This is a genomic window from Bradyrhizobium sp. HKCCYLR20261 (genome assembly GCF_051168435.1).
GTDB lineage: Bacteria > Pseudomonadota > Alphaproteobacteria > Rhizobiales > Xanthobacteraceae > Bradyrhizobium.
This window is the reverse complement of the sequence record NZ_JBNPUZ010000005.1, coordinates 221880-240167: the sequence shown is the minus strand read 5'-3', so window position 1 is coordinate 240167 and position 18288 is coordinate 221880. Positions and strand designations below refer to the sequence as shown.

Annotated in this window: 17 protein-coding genes; 9 read left to right on the top strand and 8 right to left on the bottom strand. The window is 66.3% G+C overall.

Going from position 1 to position 18288, the window contains the following annotated elements:
- Positions 1–10 precede the first annotated feature (10 nt).
- The gene (locus ACQR1L_RS13725; protein WP_434858485.1) at positions 11–898 is read left to right on the top strand and encodes a helix-turn-helix domain-containing protein; all 888 of its coding nucleotides are present in this window, start codon (positions 11–13) and stop codon (positions 896–898) included.
- A gap of 280 nt (positions 899–1178) precedes the next feature.
- Here the strand turns inward: ACQR1L_RS13725 and ACQR1L_RS13720 are convergent, their stop codons facing one another.
- Both ACQR1L_RS13720 and ACQR1L_RS13715 read right to left on the bottom strand, forming a co-directional pair.
- Entirely contained in the window at positions 1179–1766 is a 588-nt protein-coding gene (locus ACQR1L_RS13720; RefSeq protein ID WP_434858484.1) for a TetR family transcriptional regulator, read from the bottom strand.
- Positions 1763–1936 carry a hypothetical protein gene (locus ACQR1L_RS13715; protein ID WP_434858483.1) on the bottom strand — a complete coding sequence of 58 codons (174 nt, stop codon included), beginning with the start codon at positions 1934–1936 and terminating at the stop codon, positions 1763–1765. The genes ACQR1L_RS13720 and ACQR1L_RS13715 overlap by 4 nt, the downstream gene beginning before the upstream one ends.
- Before the next feature lie 271 nt (positions 1937–2207).
- On the opposite strand from ACQR1L_RS13715, the gene purB reads away from it, so the two are divergent.
- On the top strand, positions 2208–3515 hold the full coding sequence (purB, locus tag ACQR1L_RS13710) for an adenylosuccinate lyase (RefSeq protein ID WP_434858482.1): 1308 nt from the start codon (positions 2208–2210) through the stop codon (positions 3513–3515).
- A gap of 31 nt (positions 3516–3546) precedes the next feature.
- Positions 3547–4077, top strand: coding sequence for a YcxB family protein (locus tag ACQR1L_RS13705; RefSeq protein WP_434858481.1), 531 nt, complete (start codon positions 3547–3549; stop codon positions 4075–4077).
- 60 nt (positions 4078–4137) lie between these two features.
- Here ACQR1L_RS13705 and ACQR1L_RS13700 read toward each other — a convergent pair whose 3' ends face one another.
- Positions 4138–4902 (bottom strand): hypothetical protein, encoded by a 765-nt coding sequence (locus ACQR1L_RS13700; protein WP_434858480.1) that lies wholly within the window; start codon positions 4900–4902, stop codon positions 4138–4140.
- Positions 4903–5210: 308 nt separating this feature from the next.
- Here ACQR1L_RS13700 and ACQR1L_RS13695 point away from each other — a divergent pair, with 308 nt between their 5' ends.
- Entirely contained in the window at positions 5211–5753 is a 543-nt protein-coding gene (locus tag ACQR1L_RS13695) for a cytochrome b (protein WP_434858781.1), read from the top strand.
- Positions 5754–6108: 355 nt separating this feature from the next.
- Here ACQR1L_RS13695 and ftsH read toward each other — a convergent pair whose 3' ends face one another.
- The gene (gene ftsH, locus ACQR1L_RS13690; RefSeq protein WP_434858479.1) at positions 6109–7956 is read right to left on the bottom strand and encodes an ATP-dependent zinc metalloprotease FtsH; all 1848 of its coding nucleotides are present in this window, start codon (positions 7954–7956) and stop codon (positions 6109–6111) included.
- A gap of 65 nt (positions 7957–8021) precedes the next feature.
- Positions 8022–8990: a lipid kinase gene (locus ACQR1L_RS13685; protein ID WP_434858478.1), complete on the bottom strand. Its 969-nt coding sequence runs from the start codon at positions 8988–8990 to the stop codon at positions 8022–8024.
- A gap of 561 nt (positions 8991–9551) precedes the next feature.
- Here ACQR1L_RS13685 and ACQR1L_RS13680 point away from each other — a divergent pair.
- From ACQR1L_RS13680 to ACQR1L_RS13660, 5 genes are all read left to right on the top strand, one after another.
- On the top strand, positions 9552–10541 hold the full coding sequence (locus tag ACQR1L_RS13680) for a TerC family protein (RefSeq protein WP_434858477.1): 990 nt from the start codon (positions 9552–9554) through the stop codon (positions 10539–10541).
- Positions 10542–10554: 13 nt separating this feature from the next.
- Positions 10555–11505, top strand: a complete 951-nt coding sequence (locus ACQR1L_RS13675) for an exopolysaccharide biosynthesis protein (protein WP_434858476.1) — start codon at positions 10555–10557, stop codon at positions 11503–11505.
- Between the two features lie 236 nt (positions 11506–11741).
- Positions 11742–13472: a CHAD domain-containing protein gene (locus ACQR1L_RS13670; protein WP_434858475.1), complete on the top strand. Its 1731-nt coding sequence runs from the start codon at positions 11742–11744 to the stop codon at positions 13470–13472.
- Between the two features lie 86 nt (positions 13473–13558).
- On the top strand, positions 13559–13771 hold the full coding sequence (locus ACQR1L_RS13665) for an MJ0042-type zinc finger domain-containing protein (RefSeq protein ID WP_434858474.1): 213 nt from the start codon (positions 13559–13561) through the stop codon (positions 13769–13771).
- Between the two features lie 201 nt (positions 13772–13972).
- Positions 13973–15145 (top strand): M20 aminoacylase family protein, encoded by a 1173-nt coding sequence (locus ACQR1L_RS13660; RefSeq protein WP_434858473.1) that lies wholly within the window; start codon positions 13973–13975, stop codon positions 15143–15145.
- A gap of 594 nt (positions 15146–15739) precedes the next feature.
- Here ACQR1L_RS13660 and ACQR1L_RS13655 read toward each other — a convergent pair.
- The 3 genes from ACQR1L_RS13655 to ACQR1L_RS13645 form a co-directional block, all read right to left on the bottom strand.
- On the bottom strand, positions 15740–16756 hold the full coding sequence (locus ACQR1L_RS13655; protein WP_434858472.1) for a zinc-dependent alcohol dehydrogenase family protein: 1017 nt from the start codon (positions 16754–16756) through the stop codon (positions 15740–15742).
- Positions 16757–16885: 129 nt separating this feature from the next.
- A complete protein-coding gene (locus ACQR1L_RS13650) occupies positions 16886–17020 on the bottom strand; it encodes a hypothetical protein (protein WP_434858471.1) in 135 nt (44 codons plus the stop codon).
- 135 nt (positions 17021–17155) lie between these two features.
- Positions 17156–18085, bottom strand: a complete 930-nt coding sequence (locus ACQR1L_RS13645) for a sensor histidine kinase (protein WP_434858470.1) — start codon at positions 18083–18085, stop codon at positions 17156–17158.
- Between the last annotated feature and the right edge of the window lie 203 nt (positions 18086–18288).

Here is an 18288-nt window from a genome sequence, read left to right as displayed (position 1 = left end):
GGCTCGCGCGATGGGCCATTTGATCAGCGTCGAGGAGCTGCCGCGCTACGCTCCCGGCGAGCTGATGCTGGACAGCTCGGCAATCGGAAAGGCGGACTTTCGGCTCCGCGTCTTCCGCTATGCGCCGTCCGATATCTGGGTGCCGCCCTCCGAGAACTTCTTAGTTGTCGTCTACCGCGGAGGGACCACGTCGATGAACCGCCGGGTGACCGGCGCGTGGAAGCAGGATCATGTCGGCCGCGGCGTCACGACGTTGTTGACGCGTGCGGAAGCGTCGAACTGGCGCTGGAACAGCGACGTCGAGGTCACTCATTTCTATATCGCGCCGAGCCTCATGGCGAAGACCGCGAGCGATGCGTTCGATCGCGATGCCGAGACAATCGAACTCCACGACCTGCTCCGGATCGACGACCCGGTCCTGACCTGGATCAGTGACCGGATGGTGCAGGAGATCTCCGACGGCGGCCCAGGCGGTCGGCTGTGCTACGATGCCCTGGCCCTTCAGGCGAGCGTGCACATCCTGCGAAGCTATGCCTCGGTGCAGTTCAAATTGCCCTGTTCGCAGGGACGCTTCAGGCCGGCCCACGCGCGGCTGATCGAGGACTACATCGAGCAGAATATCGGCCGGAACATCACGCTGGAGGAGTTGGCCAGCATCTGCAACAGCACGCCGGTGCAGTTCGCGCGCAAATTCCATGCGCATTACGGCATGCGACCGCATACCTACGTCCTGAATCGCAAGGTGGAACGCGCTTGCGAGCACCTGCGCAAGGACCGGCTCGCGCTGAAGGAGATCGCCCTGCTCTGCGGGTTCTCCGACCAGAGTCACCTCAACCGGATCTTCCGCCGCAAGCTCAACGTCACACCGGCCGAATTTCGCAAAGCCTGCATGGGCTAGGACGTCGGTGGAAGAGTTTTAGTCGATGCGCCATTGGCGCGGTTGACGCTGACGAGCGGCCCGGCGGATCTGTAGGGCCGGCAAAGGCGCTGCCGTGCCGTTACCACAAGCGAGCTAGCAATGGCGCCATGCCCACCGTCTCGCCGCGGAATATGCTGATCGATGGTGGGCACGGCGCGCGACATCTCGGCACGAACTGATATAGTGCCTTGCGCCTTTGCCCACCCTGCAGGGACTCCGTAACCCCGCATGAGCGCAGCGATATTCGGGCTAGACGCAGCTATCGCTTTGCCAGGCCTCGCAACAACAAGGTCAGCACCGCGTCGACCCGGGTCGAACAGGTGCAATCGGCCCATTCGTCGGCGTGGGCGGGATGATGGAAGCTGCGCGTCGCATCGAAGATTGCCGCGGCCGCGGTCTTGGGATCATCGACCTCGAACGCGCCCTGGGCGACGCCCTCGGTGATCATGCCCTCGACCTGGGCAATCAGATCCTGCTTATGCGCCTTCACCACCGTGCAGGCCTCTCGGGCGAGCGTCAGGTAGGTCGCGAACATCTCGGGATCTTCGCACACTCGCTTGTGCTTGGCGTCGAACAGCTCGCGTAGCCAGCGTTCCAGCTTGGCCGGCGCCGGCCCCGGCTCGGCCGCGATCTGCGCCAAGGGCACGCTGACGCGCTCGAGCCAGCGCTTGGCCACCGCTTCGCGCAGCGACGCCTTGCTCGGGAAGTGACGGTAGACGGAGCCGTGGCTGACATCGAGCGCTCTCGCGACGTCGACGACCGTCGCTTTGGCGAGCCCGTAACGGCGCAACACGTCCTCGGTGACTTCGAGGATGCGCTCGGATGTCAGAACCACGGCCTCATTCATGCGTGCACCATATCGGCATCACTAGGATGCGCTTTGATCTGGATCGCCTCGCCGCGATCCGCCGCCGGGACGGCGCGGAACTTGGCGGCCTGGGCCTCCAGGTGACGAGCCACCCGGAGATTCAGCCAGTCCTGGAATTGTGAGTGGAGCAATCGCTTTTCAATCTTCATCGAAGCGGTCCTTCGCAGTTGAAGCCGCTGAACCCCATGGTCAGACAGTGCTAGTTGATCATGGATTGCATATACACCATCGCGCTGACAGATTTCAATATCTGTCAGCACGATTTCTAAAATTAGTATCATAATACCTTACAGCGCCGGATTGGACAGTGAAACCCGCCGTTTGTATCCCCCCGGCGGCTCTGATAGAGCACGGCGTAAAATGCTGCAGGCGCGGCCGCGATCGGCCCGCCCACCTCACCTCCTGCCTCGGAGAGCCCCGATGATCCCCCGCTATACCCGTCCCGAAATGGCCTCGATCTGGGAGCCGCAGACCCGGTTCAAGATCTGGTTCGAAATCGAGGCGCATGCGGCGGACGCGCTGGCCGAGCTCGGCACGATCCCGAAGGATGCCGCCCGGACGATCTGGGCCAAGGCCAAGGACGCCACCTTCGACGTCGCCCGCATCGACGAGATCGAGCGCGAGACCAAGCACGACGTCATCGCCTTCCTGACACATCTGGCCGAGATCGTCGGCCCCGAGGCGCGTTTCGTACACCAGGGCATGACGTCCTCCGACGTGCTCGACACCTGCCTCAACGTCCAGCTGACCCGCGCGGCCGACCTGCTGCTCGCCGATCTCGACAAGGTGCTCGCCGCGCTGAAGAAGCGCGCCTTCGAGCACAAGATGACGCCGACCATCGGCCGCTCGCACGGCATCCATGCCGAGCCGGTCACCTTCGGCCTCAAGCTCGCTTATGCCTATGCGGAATTCACGCGCGCCCGCGAGCGCCTGGTCGCCGCACGGAAGGAGGTCGCGACCTGCGCGATCTCCGGCGCCGTCGGCACCTTCGCCCAGATCGATCCGCGCGTCGAGGAGCACGTCGCCAAGGCGATGGGCCTGACCCCGGAGCCGGTCTCCACCCAGGTCATTCCGCGCGACCGCCACGCGATGTTCTTTGCCACCCTCGGCGTGATCGCCTCCTCGGTCGAGCGCTTCGCCACCGAGGTTCGCCATCTGCAGCGCACGGAAGTGCTGGAAGCCGAGGAGTTCTTCTCGGAGGGCCAGAAGGGCTCCTCCGCGATGCCGCACAAGCGCAATCCCGTGCTGTCGGAGAACCTGACCGGCCTCGCCCGCATGGTGCGCGCTTATGTGACCCCGGCGATGGAGAACGTCGTGCTCTGGCACGAGCGCGACATCTCGCATTCCTCGGTCGAGCGCATGATCGGCCCCGATGCGACGGTGACGCTCGACTTCGCGCTGGTGCGCCTCGCCGGCCTGATCGAGAAGCTGCTGGTCTACCCGGCCAACATGGAGAAGAACCTCGACAAGCTCGGCGGCCTCGTGCACTCGCAGCGCCTGCTGATCGCGCTGACCCAGAAGGGCGCGAGCCGCGAGGATTCCTACAAGCTCGTGCAGCGCAACGCGATGCCGGTGTGGCGCGGCGAAGGCGACTTCCGCACCTTGCTGAAGGCCGATGCCGACGTGAAGAAGTATCTGACGGACGCCGAGATCGACGAGCAGTTCGACCTCGGCTACCACCTCAAGCACGTCGACACGATCTTCAAGCGCGTGTTCGGGGCCGCTTGAGAAACATTCCTGCCGGCCGAGTCCGCTAAAGATGCAATTTCGCTACGAACTGAGCAAGGCCGCGCTCGTCCAGGGCGCGCGCCTGCAGAATGGTGACGGCCAGGCGATCGTGTTCGGCGGCGGGCTGTTCACGGTGTTCACCGTCACGAGCCTGCCCGACTTCTTCAACAAGTATGAAGGCCGGACGCTGGCGACGGTCGTGCTGCTGTGGCTGCTGTTCTGCGCCATCGCCGGGCTGACGGTCGCCGCGCTGACGACCTTCGTCCTGATCCCCATGCGCGCCGGATCGCTGTATCGCCAGAACCCCATGCTGTACGGCGCAATGGCGATCGAGGCGGACGACGAGGGGATCACGATCACGGGACCGCGGATGACGTCGCGCCTCGCGTGGTCGGATTTGCGCGGCTTCAAGGAGAACGGCAAGATCTTCCTGCTGTGCCTCAGCAAGTCGGTCGGCCACACGATCCCGAAGCAGGACCTGTCCGACCAGACGATCCGGGAGTTCAGGGCGCTGCTGGAGCAGAAGCTGCGCCGCCTGCCTCGCCTGTCCGGACTGATCTGACGAACACGCCAGCATCGCGCGGCGGGCGTGAGCGCCGCCTTCCAGCAGGCGGACGGCGCGTCAGTCCGCCTCCTCGCACTTGTCCTGCTTGACCTTGAACATCTTGCGGAACTGGGTCTCGAGCGCGCTCCGCATCGCCTCCATCTTCTTCTCGCCGGTGTTGCGGAGGTTGTAGTTGATGGCGCAATTGCTCCAGCCGAAATTGACCAGATAGATCCGCATCCGCTCCTGGCCGTCCGGCCTCGCGGCTTCGGCAACGTAGCGGGCGACGCAGGCCTTGGGGCTGGCGTTGTCGGCGCAGCCCTTGTCGACGTTCTCGCGAAACGTCTGCTGCAGGTCGGTCTTGCCCTCGATCGCGTCGACGAACTTTGCACAGGCGGCTGCGGGCTGATAGTCGCGCAGCGCCGAGGGCGTCTTGAAGCCGCGGGTATGCGCCAGGTCGAAATCGCAACTGTCCTTCAGCTCCGCCATCTTGGCGCGGCGGTAATCGTCGACACCGGGCAGCGCGATGAATTCCAGCCGCGCGGCGGCGTCGAGCGCAGCCTTGCAGGTGCGGTCGATCTTGTCGGGGTCGAGCGCCGCGACCGCCTTCGGATCGAACGCCGGCGGCGTGCCCGGCGAGTCGAAATCGGACGGGCCGAACAGCAGACGCACGGTGTTGCGCAGCCGCGTCTCGTCGTGCTTGGCGGGATCGTACCGGACCGTGAAGCGGCAGCCGCCCTCCCAGGACATCGTCCGCTCGGCGGCGTCGGCGCCCGCGCTCCCGAGCGTCACGGCGACAAACGCGAGGCGTGCCGCCCATCCGATCCAGCTTCGTCGTGTCATGGCACTCCTCTCGAACGATCCACGCCGGCATCCTACCGTTTCCATGCCTCAACGCTAGTCCGTCGCGCACGCCATCCGCAGCGTGACGTCGTCACGCAGGATACGGTGGTGCCGGAGGGCGGCGACAATTTGAGATCGATTTTGTATTGCTGATCATGACGAACTCCTGCTTGCCTCGCGATGGATTCGCTTCCGCAAAGCACGAGATGAACGAGGTCTGCCCACTCACGTCATCGAATTGTGAGCCGACAACGGCGCCAAGGTGCCCTATGGAGCTGACGTTTCAACTCGCCATGGAGAACCTGCACGTGCCGCCGACCGAGACCGCTTATGATCCGCTGCTGCGACGGATCCATTGGGCGACCGCAGTGCTGTTCATTGCGGCGATGTTGATCGGGCTGTATTGCGGCCTGCAGCCTGCCGGCACCTCGCCGCGGCGCGAGTTGCTCGAGATTCACAAGTCGCTCGGGCTCACGCTGTTTCTGCTGGCGGTCCTGCGCATCATGGTTCGGGCAACGACGACAGCGCCGGCGACGCCTGCCGCGTTCGGTCCCATCGTCCGAGCGCTGTCCCAGCTCAATCATTGGGCGCTGTATGCGCTGCTGCTGATCATGCCGGCCACCGGCTACATGTTCTCGTCGGCCGGCGGCTATTCGCTGCGCTATTTCTGGACCTTCAGCTGGCCGCGCCTGTTCGCCGGCGACAAAGCCGTCGCCCACGCCGGCGAAATCGCGCACGATACGCTGGCCTATGTGGTCTATCTCGTAGTGGGCCTGCACATCGCGGCCACGCTCTGGCACGAGTTCATCAAAAAGGACGAGACGCTGGCCCGGATGTGGCCAAGGCGATGATCACGTACCCGGAAGAGCGAAAGCGATATCCGGGCTACGTGCTACAAATCAGCGAAGTGCCCCTGCGCTGTTAGATGCAGCGCCCTCTCCCCCAAGGCGAAGCAAAGCTTCGCCAGGGTGGGAGAAGGCATGTACCGCCTATCCATGCATGCGGTTGGGGTGAGGGGTCTCTTTCCGCGAGCTGCGCTTGTGGAAAGATACCCTCACCCGACCGAGTCTGCTGCCCTGTCCTACATGCCCTCTCCCACCCTGGCGAAGCTTTGCTTCGCCTTAGGGGAGAGGGCGCATTCACGACCACTGTGCTCATCCTCCAATGCGCGATGACGAGTTTGATGGTTGCCACGCCGCCAACCAACTACATCGGCTGCGCCGCTGCCACCAGATCACCGGCGCGCTGGTCCTGCTTCAGGATGGCCGCGAGTTCGCTCTCGTCGAGCGTCTCCTTCACCAGCAGCCGGCGCGCTGCGCGCTCCAGGACGTCGCGTTTGTCCTGCAGCAGCTTGCGGGTGCGGTCGAGGGCTGAAGTGACAATGGCACGAACCTCCGCGTCGATCGCGTCGCCCGCGGCCTCGCCATAGTCAGCGCTGCGCGAGGCGCCCGGCGCCAGGAAGGACTGGTTGTCGCGCTCATAGGCGACCGAGCCCAACTGCTCCGACATGCCGTAGCGCGTCACCATCGAGCGGGCGATGTCGGTGACGCGGCGCAGATCGTCGGCGGCGCCGGTCGACAGATGGCCGTAGACCACCAGCTCCGCGGCGCGGCCGCCGAGCAGCACGGCCATCTTGTTCTCGAGCTCCTCGCGCGTCATCAGGAAGCGGTCCTCGGTCGGGCGCTGGATGGTGTAGCCGAGCGCGCCGACGCCACGCGGGATGATCGAGACCTTGTGCACGGGATCGGTGCCGGGCAGGCTCATCGCGACGATGGCATGGCCCATCTCGTGATAGGCCACGATCTCGCGCTCCTTCGGATTGAGCAGCCGGTTGCGCTTCTCCAGGCCCGCCACGATACGCTCGATGGCGTTGTTGAAATCGTCGAGCGTCACTTCGTCAGCGCCGCGCCGCGTCGCCAGCAGGGTCGCCTCGTTGACGAGGTTGGCGAGATCGGCGCCGGTAAAGCCCGGCGTCAGCGCCGCGACCTTCTCGGGATCGACATCGGCAGCGAGCTTGGCCTTCTTCAGATGCACATTGAGGATCTGAATGCGGCCCGGCTTGTCCGGACGATCGACCAGCACCTGGCGGTCGAAGCGGCCGGCGCGCAGCAGCGCGGGGTCGAGGATCTCCGGACGGTTGGTCGCCGCGAGCAGCACGAGGCCGGTGGAGGAATCGAAGCCGTCGAGCTCGACCAGCAGCTGGTTGAGGGTCTGCTCCTTCTCGTCATGGCCGCCGGCGAACGGCCCCATGCCGCGCGCGCGGCCCAAAGCATCGAGCTCGTCGATGAAGATGATGGCGGGCGCCTTGGCGCGCGCCTGCTCGAACAGGTCGCGCACGCGCGCGGCACCAACGCCGACGAACATCTCGACGAACTCCGAGCCCGAGATCGAGAAGAACGGCACGCCCGCCTCGCCCGCGACGGCCTTCGCGAGCAGCGTCTTGCCGGTACCGGGGGGGCCGACCAGCAGCACGCCCTTGGGCATACGGCCGCCGAGCCGGCCATAGGATTTCGGATCCTTGAGGAAGGACACGATCTCGCGCAGCTCGTCCTTGGCCTCGTCGACACCTGCGACGTCGTCGAACCGCACGCCGGTATTGGCCTCGACATAGACCTTGGCTTTGCTCTTGCCGATCTGCATCAGGCCGCCGCCGAGCCCTCCAGCGCCGCCCATCATCCGCCGCGACAGGAAATACCAGACGCCGAAGAACAGCGCGATCGGCATCACCAGCGAGAGGATGTCGCCAAGGATGTTGCTCTCGACGCGGCCGGTGAAGGTGACGTTGGCCTTGGCGAGTTCTTTCGCGAACTCCTGGTCGACCCGCGTGGTCGCAAAGCGCGTCTGGCCGCCCGGCAGCGGCTCCTTCAGCGTGCCCTCCAGATAGTTCTCGGAGACGCCGACCTCCTTCACCTTGCCGGCCGACAGCAGGTCCTGGAATTGGCTGTAGGGAATGACGGCGACCTGGCGATAGCTCGTCCACGCATTGTGGATCATCATCGCGACGAAGATCGCGACGATTGCGTACCAGAGATTGAAGCGGGTCTGCTTGGTCATGGGTCTCTCAAGGTGTGATCAGTCGAAAACGAGCGGCTGCAAGGCGCGGATCAAGCGGCGCCGCGTCAGCGCCGGTCGGGCGTCGCGGCGTTCGACGCTCCGCTCCTGGGGACGAAGACCGAGACCGCGCGTGGCAGCACGGAAAAGCGCGCTGGGGTGAAGGTGACGAGCTCGCCATCGGCATTGATCGGGCGCGGCCGCCGCGTGCGGATCTCGAAGGATGTGTCGCGCGAGGCCCGCACCTCCTGCCAGAGGCCATGACGCCCCTTGCGGAAGTCGTAGGCCATCGCCAGCAGCTTCCAGACGCGCCCGATCTCCAGCGAATAGAGATCGAGATGGGAGTCATCGATCTCCGCATTGTGCCGGACCGCCATGCCGCCGCCGTAATAGCGACCGTTGCCGACCGCGATCTGCAAGGTCTTCACGCGCACCGCGCCATCCGACGACACGATCATCGCGCGGAACGGTCGCGCATTGGTGAGCACCTTGAGCGCAGTGATGGCATAGCCGAGCCGTCCGAAGCGACGCTTGGTCTCCTTCGTCAGCTGCCGCGCCAGATCGGCGCTGAGCCCGAGGCTGGCGACGTTGAAGAACGGATGGCCGTTGACATCGCCGAGATCGATCTCACGGCGGTGACCGGCCGCGATCACGTCGGCCGCCGCTTCCATATCATCGGGCAGACCGAGCGTCCGGGCGAGATCGTTGGCGGTGCCTGCCGGGATGATCCCGAGCGGCAGACCTGTTTTCACCAGCGCGGGCGCGGCGGCATTGAGGCTGCCGTCGCCGCCGGCGATGACCACCGCTTCCGCATCGTCGGCATGGGCTTCGATCCACGGCGCGACCTCGCGCGGACTATGCGGCGCCGAGATCACGAGATCATAGCCAGCAGCCCCCAGCCGCGACACGGCAATTCCGGCCGCCTCGCCGCCCGAGCGGCTGCCGCGATTGATGATCACCAGGAGACGCCGAACCGCGGCACTTGGCCGCGAGAGCCGCGCCTTCGCGACTGTCGTCTGGTCACCCCCCGCTGTCACGCCATGCTCCCGTACACAAGATACCAGCGCGCTCTGGGCATCAGGCGCGGGTTCCATACCAAATGACCGGAGCGGCTCCCGGTTCCATCACGATCGCCGTCGGGACGATCCGGCCGCCCGGGGCCGTGCTGGCTGATGCGGCCGGGGCGCCCCGGCCGGGACGAAGAGCGGCAAAGGTCAATAGCTGCAAGCGACGCGAGTGGCCGCATGTCATCAAACTCCCAAAAGCGCTGCGAAGAGCGCGATACCGATGACGGTATCTGTCAGGTGAGAGAGTCCGACATCATAGTCGTGCGACTATCAGAGGGGCCCGGATCTCCGGTCCCCTGGAATTAGTTCGTGCGGGTCGGGCCGCAAGGCAGCATCGCGGAGGCAGTCTGTCGCACCTTCCCGTTCATCTGACTGAACGTCGTCGGCGCCATCCGCCTCTTGAAAGCCGGTGGACCCCCACATATGTCCGTGGAGTACCCCTGGTCCGGGCCCCTCTGGTGAAGCTGCCGGTGCGCTCACGATGTCGGACCTGACGACATCAATCTCACCGGCCTGACAAGAGGACCCGTCGTGGAATTCCTGTTCATCGCGTTTGCCGGCAAGCCCGTCTGGATGTGGCTCGCCTTTCTCGCAATCGTGCTTGCCCTTCTCGTTTTCGACCTCGGTGTGCTCCACCGCAAGACGCGCGAAATCTCGGTGCGCGAAAGCCTGGTGATGAGCGCCGTCTACATCGTGCTCGCGCTCGTCTTCGGCGCCTGGGTGTGGTGGCAGCTCGGCAGCGAAGCCGGCACGGCCTATCTGACCGCCTTCACGATCGAGAAGGCCTTGGCGATGGACAACGTCTTCGTCATCGCCATGATCTTCAGCTATTTCGCGATCCCGCGCGCCTATCAGCACCGCGTGCTGTTCTGGGGCATCGTCGGCGTCATCGTGCTGCGCGCGATCATGATCGGCCTGGGTGCGGCGATCGTCGCGCAGGCGAGCTGGGTGCTCTACCTGTTCGCGCTGTTCCTGGTCGCGACCGGCATCAAGATGCTGGTGTTCAAGGACAAGCCGCATGATGTCGGCTCCAACCCGGCGCTGGCCTGGATGCGTCGCCGTTTCGACGTTACCGACCGGTTGCACGAGGAGCGCTTCTTCGTGCGCCAGCCCGATGCCAGCGGCAAGATGACCTGGTTCATGACGCCCCTCTTCCTGGCGCTGATCCTGATCGAGTTTGCCGACGTCATCTTCGCCGTCGACAGCGTGCCCGCGATCTTTGCGATCTCGACCGACCCGTTCGTGGTCTACACCTCGAACATCTTCGCGATCCTGGGCCTGCGCGCGCTGTACTTCGCGCTTGCCGCGATGGTCGATCGCTTCCAGTATCTGAAGCTGGCGCTGGCCGCGGTGCTGATCTTCATCGGCTCGAAGATCTTCCTGGCCGACCTGCTCGGACTGGAGAAATTCCCGCCGGCGCTGTCGCTGGGCATCACCTTCGGTCTGCTCGGCGCGGGCATCGCCTACTCGCTGTGGAAGACCCGTCCTGCGGTCGAAGAGGCCAGCGGCGGTGTGAAATGAACGGGGTCATGGCGTGGCAATGAACGACGTCGCATCCAACGATGAGGTCTCGTCCGGGCCACGCCGCCACAACGGGCCGATCAGCCGGCGGCTGCTCGCGATCGCACGCACCGTGCGCTCGGAGGAGCCGTCGGTCGGCGAGTTGTTCGACCGCCTCGAGGCGGAGGGCCTTGGCCTGACCTTGCTGCTGCTGACGATCCCGGCGCTGCTCCCGCTGCCGGGACCGTTCGGCATGGTGTTCGGCACCTTGGTGGCGCTGGTCGCGCTGCAGATCCTGTTCGGCGCCGAGCGGCTGTGGCTGCCGGAGACCTTGCGGCGGCGACCGGTGCCGCAGCGGCTGCTGCGCAAGGTGATCCGCGCCGGGCTCGACTGGGCCGGATTTGCCGAGCGCGGCCTGCGCGAAGACCGCTTGGTCTGGCTGACCGGACGCAGCGCGCGCATGCTGCTGGCGCTGCCGCTGCTGCTGATGGCCGTGACGATTATTCTTCCGATTCCGATGGGCAATGTCATGCCGGCGCTGGCGCTGATCGCCGCCTCGATCGGCTTCATGGCCGGCGACGGCTTGGCGGTGCTGACGTCGCTGCTGATCGCGGCGGCCGCCGTCGTCTGGACGGCGGTGCTGCTGTACACCGGCGCCGCAGCGGCGGACTACGCGGCGACCTTGCTGGCGCGTTTCGCGGTGCATCTCCGCGCGATGCTGGAGGGCGTTGGGGTCGATCTCGGTTTTGCGGCCGGCGTTGCGACCGTCTTCGCAGTCCTGGCCGGCGCTGCTGCGCTGGCCCTGTGGGTTCACGCCGTTCGCCACCGTCGCCGCCGCGCGCCGATGGACCCGGCGCAGGACCCGCGGGAGCGCTCGCGCGCGCTGGCGCGCCGCGGCCGCAACCTCGTCGCAGCGGCGAGCCTCGCCACCGCGGCGGCCGCGATCTTCCTCGGGACGCGCCTGATGCTGACGGGATGGATCTGAAGTTCCCATGCCGTCGGGCGGCATCGGCGTGCCGGCCGCCTGCACCGGACATTTTTTCGTGAGCCAGATCCTGTGCAGCAAGACGGATTGCCCATTGATGCGACGATGGAAAATGAACTTGCCGGCTGAGCCTTGCGCGCCGTCTCTGTCATCACGCTGAGCAATTCATGCTGTCTCTTTCATATGGGCTCGGTTATGTGTGAATGACGGTCATCAAACCTTTGCAGAAGCGACACATGGCGGATTCAGGCGCAGCGACGCCGATGCAAAGCAGCGATCGTGCGGCGGCCGCATCCGGCGCAGGCACGTCCGCAGGCAGCGACACGGCTGATGCAGCCGGGACGTCGGGTCCGTCTCACGATGGTTCGGAGCCGATCGCTGCGGAGAACCCGGCAGATGCGGCCCCTCCGGCCTTGCCGGACCCCGCGAATGCAGGCGAAGAGATCGAGCTGAAGCTGCTGGTCGCACCGGATCAGCTCGCCGATTTTCATCACGCGCCGATCGTGGTCGCGCATGCGCGCAACAAGGGCACGCGCAAGCATCTCAAATCTGTCTACTACGACACGCCGAAGCGCACGTTGTGGAAGAACGGCTTCACGCTGCGAGTGCGCCAGAGCGGCACGCGCTTCGTCCAGACCGTGAAGGCGCAGCACAGCGACGATCCGCTCAAGCGCGGCGAGTGGGAGGCGAGCGTGACCTCGATCGCGCCCGATGCGGCGCTGGCGGCCGCCTTGCTTCCCGAGGAACTGCGCGCGGCGGTGACGGATGCACCGCTGCAGGCGGTGTTCACGGCCGATGTCCATCGTCACGCGCGGCTGCTCGACCTGCCCGGCGCGGTACTCGAGATTGCATTCGACAGCGGCATCATCAAAGCCGGCGATGACAGCGAAGAGGTCAGCGAGATCGAGCTGGAGCTGAAGAGCGGCGACCCGGCCACGATCTACGAGACCGCCCTTCGCCTGGCCGAGCACGGCACGGTGCGGCCGTCGATCCGCAGCAAATCAGCCCGCGGCTTCGATCTCGCAGCGGGCAAGGCGCCGGGTGCCGAGAAGCCGCGCAAACCGCGCCTCGATCCGGCGGTGTCGCTCGACGAAGCCTTCGCCGTCATCCTGCGCAGCAGCTTCCATCATCTGCTGCAGGCGATGCCCGCGGCCGAAGACGGCCGCGATCCTGAAGGCGTGCATCAGCTGCGCGTGGCGCTGCGCCGGCTGCGCGCGGCGCTGCATCTGATGCGGCCGCTCGGCACCTCAGCGACACTGCAAGGTCTGGAGGCCGATGCGCGCTGGCTGGCGCAGAACCTGTCGGCCGCGCGCGATCTCGACGTGTTCCTGACGCAGACGCTGCCGGACATCGCGGAGGCCTGTCCGACCGTCGCCGGTTTCGAGACGCTGCAGGGGCTCGCCGAACGCCAGCGCGAGCTCGCCTATCGCAAGCTGCGCGTCGCGCTGGCCGAACGCCGCAGCACCTCCTTCGTGCTCGGGCTCGGCGGCTGGATCGCGACACGGGGCTGGCGCAACGACGTCTCGCCCGACGTGCTCGGACGGCTCGCGGGACCCGCGATCGATTTCGCCGGCCACGTGCTGTCGGAGCGGCATCAGAAGGTGCTCAAGCGCGGCCGCCATTTCAAGACGCTGCCGGCCGAGCGCCGCCACCGGCTGCGCCTGGTGCTGAAGAAGCTGCGCTACAGCATCGACTTCCTGCTGCCGCTCTATGGTGCGAGCAAGCCGGCCAGGCGATACGCCAGGTCGCTCGCCGGCCTGCAGGAGGAGCTCGGCCACTACAACGACATGGCGGTGACCGCCGGCGTCATCGACAGCCTCGGCACAACGTCGACGGATGCTGCGATCGCGGCCGCCGCGATCACCGGCTGGCACGCGCATGCGATGGCCGGCGTCGAACAGCCGCTCCGTGACGCCTGGCGCGCGTTCACGAAGGCACCGACGCCGTGGCAGCCCGAGGAGGCGTGATCGCGTCGCCTGCGGTTCCGCGGGATCCAAACCCGCATTGATCTGGTTCAAGGACGTGCGATCGCGATGCATGCCAGGATGAGCCCATGAAGATATCCAGCGTGACCTGCCCCCATTGCCGTGCGGTCTATGAGATCGCGGAATCCACATCCGCAGCCGGCGCCGCCGGCCGCTTCGACTGTGGCGTCTGCGGAACGCCGTTGGCGGCGTGGGAGGAACCGAAGCTGCGGGCCTTCCGTCTCGACGTGGCGCCGGAGCACAAATATCCGCGCGTGCCGACCCCGCCCTGCTTCGCCTGACGCGCGCGTTCCGAAATCCGGAACACCCTGCATGACCGGTCCACGGTGCCCTTGCATCCTCGCATGGCGCCATCGCCGGCGGCTGCTTGCCTGGGTTTTTCGCGCGGGCCATAGTCGGCCCCGATCGCGCGGTGACCGCGCGGCCGTTTCGGCCGTGCCTGCCGCGACGGCGACAATCCTCCAGCGAGCAGTTCTTTTCTCATGCCCATCATCAACAGCATTGCCGCGCTTTCCGACGAAATGGCCGCGTGGCGTCACGACTTCCATGAAAACCCCGAGCTGCTGTACGAGGTGCATCGCACCGCCGGCATCGTCGCCGACAAGCTGCGCGAATTCGGCTGCGACGAGGTCGTGACCGGCATCGGCCGCACCGGCGTGGTCGGCGTGATCCGCGGCCGCAACGCGGGCTCGGGCCGGACCATCGGCCTGCGCGCCGACATGGACGCGCTGCCGATCGAGGAAACCTCGGGCGTGCCCTACGCGTCGAAGACGCCCGGGCTGATGCATGCCTGCGGCCATGACGGCCACACCGCGATGCTGCTGGGCGCGGCGAAACATCTCGCCGAGACGCGCAATTTCGACGGCACCGCGATCGTGATCTTCCAGCCGGCGGAAGAAGGCGGCGCTGGTGGCAAGGCGATGGTCGATGACGGCCTGATGACCCGCTGGGGCATCCAGGAGGTCTATGGCATGCACAACATGCCGGGCGTGCCGGAAGGCCATTTCGAGATTTCGCCCGGCGCGATGCTCGCCTCGGCCGACGCGATCCATATCAAGGTCACCGGCAAGGGCGGCCATGGCGGCGCCGGCCCGCATCGCGCGGTCGACAGCATCCTGATCGCCTCGCAGATCGTCAACGCGCTGCAGTCGATCGTCGCCCGCAACGTCGATCCCTTGAAGTCGGCTGTGATCTCGATCTGCTCGATCCATGGCGGCACCACATTCAACGTGATCCCCGAGACGGTCGAAATGCTCGGCACCGTCCGCACGCTCGATCCGGAGATCCGCGATCTCGTCGAGAAGCGCATCGTCGAGGTCGCCGAGGCCACCGCGCGCGCCTATGGCGGCACGGCGGAAGCGATCTACGAGCGCAAATATCCGGTCACGATGAACCACCCGGCGCAGGCCGCCTTCGCCGCCGACGTCGCCCGCGAGGTCGCCGGCTCCGAGCGCGTCAACGACCGCGCCATTCCCTTGATGGGCGGCGAGGATTTCGCCTTCATGCTCGAAGCCCGCCCCGGCGCCTTCGTCTTCATCGGCATGGGCCCGGGCAACGAGTGCCACCACCCGGCCTACCGCTTCAACGACAACATCCTCAGCGCCGGCGCCTCCTATTGGGTGAAGCTGGTCGAGAAGAGCATGCCGGCGAACTGATCAGTTGATGAAAGCGTAGGGTGGGCAAAGCGGCCGCCGAAAGGCGGCAGCGTGCCCACCATCAGGCGGCATACTCCGCCGCAAAACGGTGGGCACGGCGGCGCCTTTGCCCACCCTAAGGCCGCAGCCCTGAGCAAACAGTCTGGATTGCTTCACTGCGCTCGCAATGACGGCCGTGGCGGCCACCGAACGCTCCAAAAGCTCCGTCATCGCGAGCGCCAGCGAAGCGATCCAGGGGCTCCGCGCACCACTCGAAATGGGGTGCGCTTATTGCACGAACGCAACGGTTCGTTCCTCGTCAAGATCGGCATCGAGAGCATTCCGCCGCTGCCCTGATCGTGGCTCTAATGGGCCGCCCGTCTCTCTCCGCGCGTCATTCCGGGGCGGCGCGAAGCGACGAGCCCGGAATCCATAGCCACGACGGGTCATGTGGTGACGACAAGAGCCGCGGCCATCTCACGTCACGATATCTGCCTGTGGCTATGGATTCCGGGCTCGCGCCGCTGCGCGACGCGCCCCGGAATGACGGCGGAGAAAATGACTAACAGCTCCGTCTCGCTTCAATGCAGCAGTCGCGAACAGCAGCGTGGTCGCTCATTCCCCGATCGCAATCGCCACCTTGCCGAAATGCGCGCCGCTCGACATGTAGTGGAACGCCTCGCGCGCGTCGGCGAAGGCAAACACGCGATCGACCACCGGCCTGGCCTGATGCTGCGCCAGCGCGTGCGCGAACGCCTGCAGATCGTCGACTGAGCCGACCGTGACGCCCTGCAGCCGCTGCTGCTGCATCACCATCAACGGCAGGCGCAGCTCGGACGCCGGCGCGCCGGCGAGCACGCCGATGAAGGCGATGGTGCCGCCGATCTTCGTCGCGCGGATCGACTCGTTGAGCGTGCCGACGCCGCCCACCTCGACGACGAGATCGACGCCCTGCCCGGTGATCTCGCGCGCCTTCTTGCCCCAGTCCGGCGTGGTCTTGTAGTTCAGCGTGACGTCGGCGCCGAGCGCCCTGAGCCGCTCGATCTTCTCCTCGCTCGACGACGTCGAAATCACCCGCGCGCCGGCCATCTTGGCAATTTGCAGGGCGAAGATCGACACGCCGCCGGTGCCCTGCGTCAGCACCGTCTGCCCCGGCCTGATGCCGCCGAGCTTCATCACCGCGCTCCAGGCGGTGACGCCCGCGCAAGGCAGGCACGCGGCTTCGATGTCGCTGAGATGGGCCGGCGTCTTCACCAGCGCGTGCGCGGGAAAGATGCGATATTCCGTCAGCGCGCCGTCGACGGCGCCGCCAAGCGCCGCGCGCATCTTGGTCTCGCTCGGCTCGCCTCCGGTCCAGCTCTCGAAGAAGCTGCCGGTGACGCGATCGCCCGCCGTGAAGGCCGCGACGCCCTCGCCCGCCGCCTCGACGATTCCGGCGCCGTCCGACAGCGGCACCAGCGGAAATTTCTGCCGCGAGCCGTAGCCGCCGCGTACGGTGAGGAGGTCGCGATAGTTGATGCTCGCAGCCGTCAGCCGCACCAGCACCTCGCCGCGGCCCGGCTGCGGGACCGGCTTGTCCACCAGCGCCAGCGCATCGATCCCGCCCGGCCCCTGCAGCTCCCAGCATTTCATCGCGTCTCTCCCTGCCCGTGTGCGCGCCGTTGCCTCGCGCGTCATGCAGCAATGGTGGAGGGTTTCCGGCGCGCGATCAAGCCAGGCCTCGTTCCGCGCCGCGGACAAACAAGGCCTCTCGCGCGGATGCTAGGGCGACGGCATGTCGGGCGCCGTCGGCCTGTCGCCATCGACCAGGGGGATGACGACATGGTTGATGACATATTCGGTGCCGAACCAGGTGATGATGATCGTGATCAGCAGCAGCCCGGCCAGCAGCATCATGTCGCGTCGATCCATCTGATACATACGCGACAGCCGAGCGCCCGTTTCGCATGGGACCCATGTCCGGGCACGGCGGATACGCGGTGTTGCGGCGGCACGAGGAACTCAGCCCTCACGGCCTCGCGCTCTGCGGCATCACACCGCCGGCTCGAAGCGGATGCGGCAGAGCAGGCCCTCCTCGCGGAAATCCTGCTCGATGCTGCCGCCGATCGCCGCAAGGCTCGCGCGGATCATGCGCGTGCCGAACCCCTCGCCCGGCGGCGGCGCGATCGGGTGCGGACACAGCTCGCGCCAGGTCACGGTGCTGCGGCCGCCGTCCTGTGCGAGCTGCACCTCGAGCCGCCCGCCCTCGCCGCGCAGCGCGCCGTATTTGACGGCGTTGGTCGCCAGCTCATGAAGCACCAGCGCGAGGTTGCGCGCCGCCTCGCCGCCTAGCGGGACATCCTGCCCGTCCACCATCACCACGCCGGACTCGCGATAGGGCTGCAGCTCGGCCTCGATCAGCATGCGCAGGCTCATGCGGCGGTGATCCGACCAGGCCAGCGTGTTCGCGCGCGCCACGGCGTCGAGCCGCATCGCGATCGCCTCGCCCTTGGCGCGATCCTCCCCCGACAGGCTCGAGCGGACGATGGCCTGGAACACCGCGAGCTGATTGTTGACGCGGTGTCGGAGTTCGCCGAGCAGCAGCTCGCGCGACTGCTCGCTGTGCTTCAGCTCCGCGAGCGCGCGGCGGCACAGATGCGAAAGCCAGATCACCAGCGCCGCCGTGCTCAGAAAGCCGATGAGATTGACGGCCTCGGTATGATCGGGCCGGTCGGTGAATCCGACGAGGACGACTGTCGCGGAGAGCCATGCAGCAAAGACGCCGGCAGGAATTCCGCCGAACAGGGCCGCGAACACCACTGCCGGATAGAACGTCGCGTAAGTCAGTGTGGCGCCGGCGGCATCGAGCGCGATACGCCCGCCGGTCGCCATCGCGACGGCCAGCGTGGTGAGCAGGAACGCGGTCGCCGACCACGGTCTGCTCCGAACGATCCAATCTGAAAAACTCCGACCCGCGCGCACGATTGACCCCGAGCGCAAGGTCTATCGCCGCACGCTGATGGGAACAAGCTGCAGGAACTGCCGGGAGAAGCCAAAATTTTTGGAACCTTTCTCAGTGCTCTGCGTTTAGGCGCGCCATGGAGTTGGCGATGCGGTGGGAACCGGATGGCCGCGTCACGATCTCAGCCGCGAGCGGAACGTGGTGCTGATGACGACCTGTTACG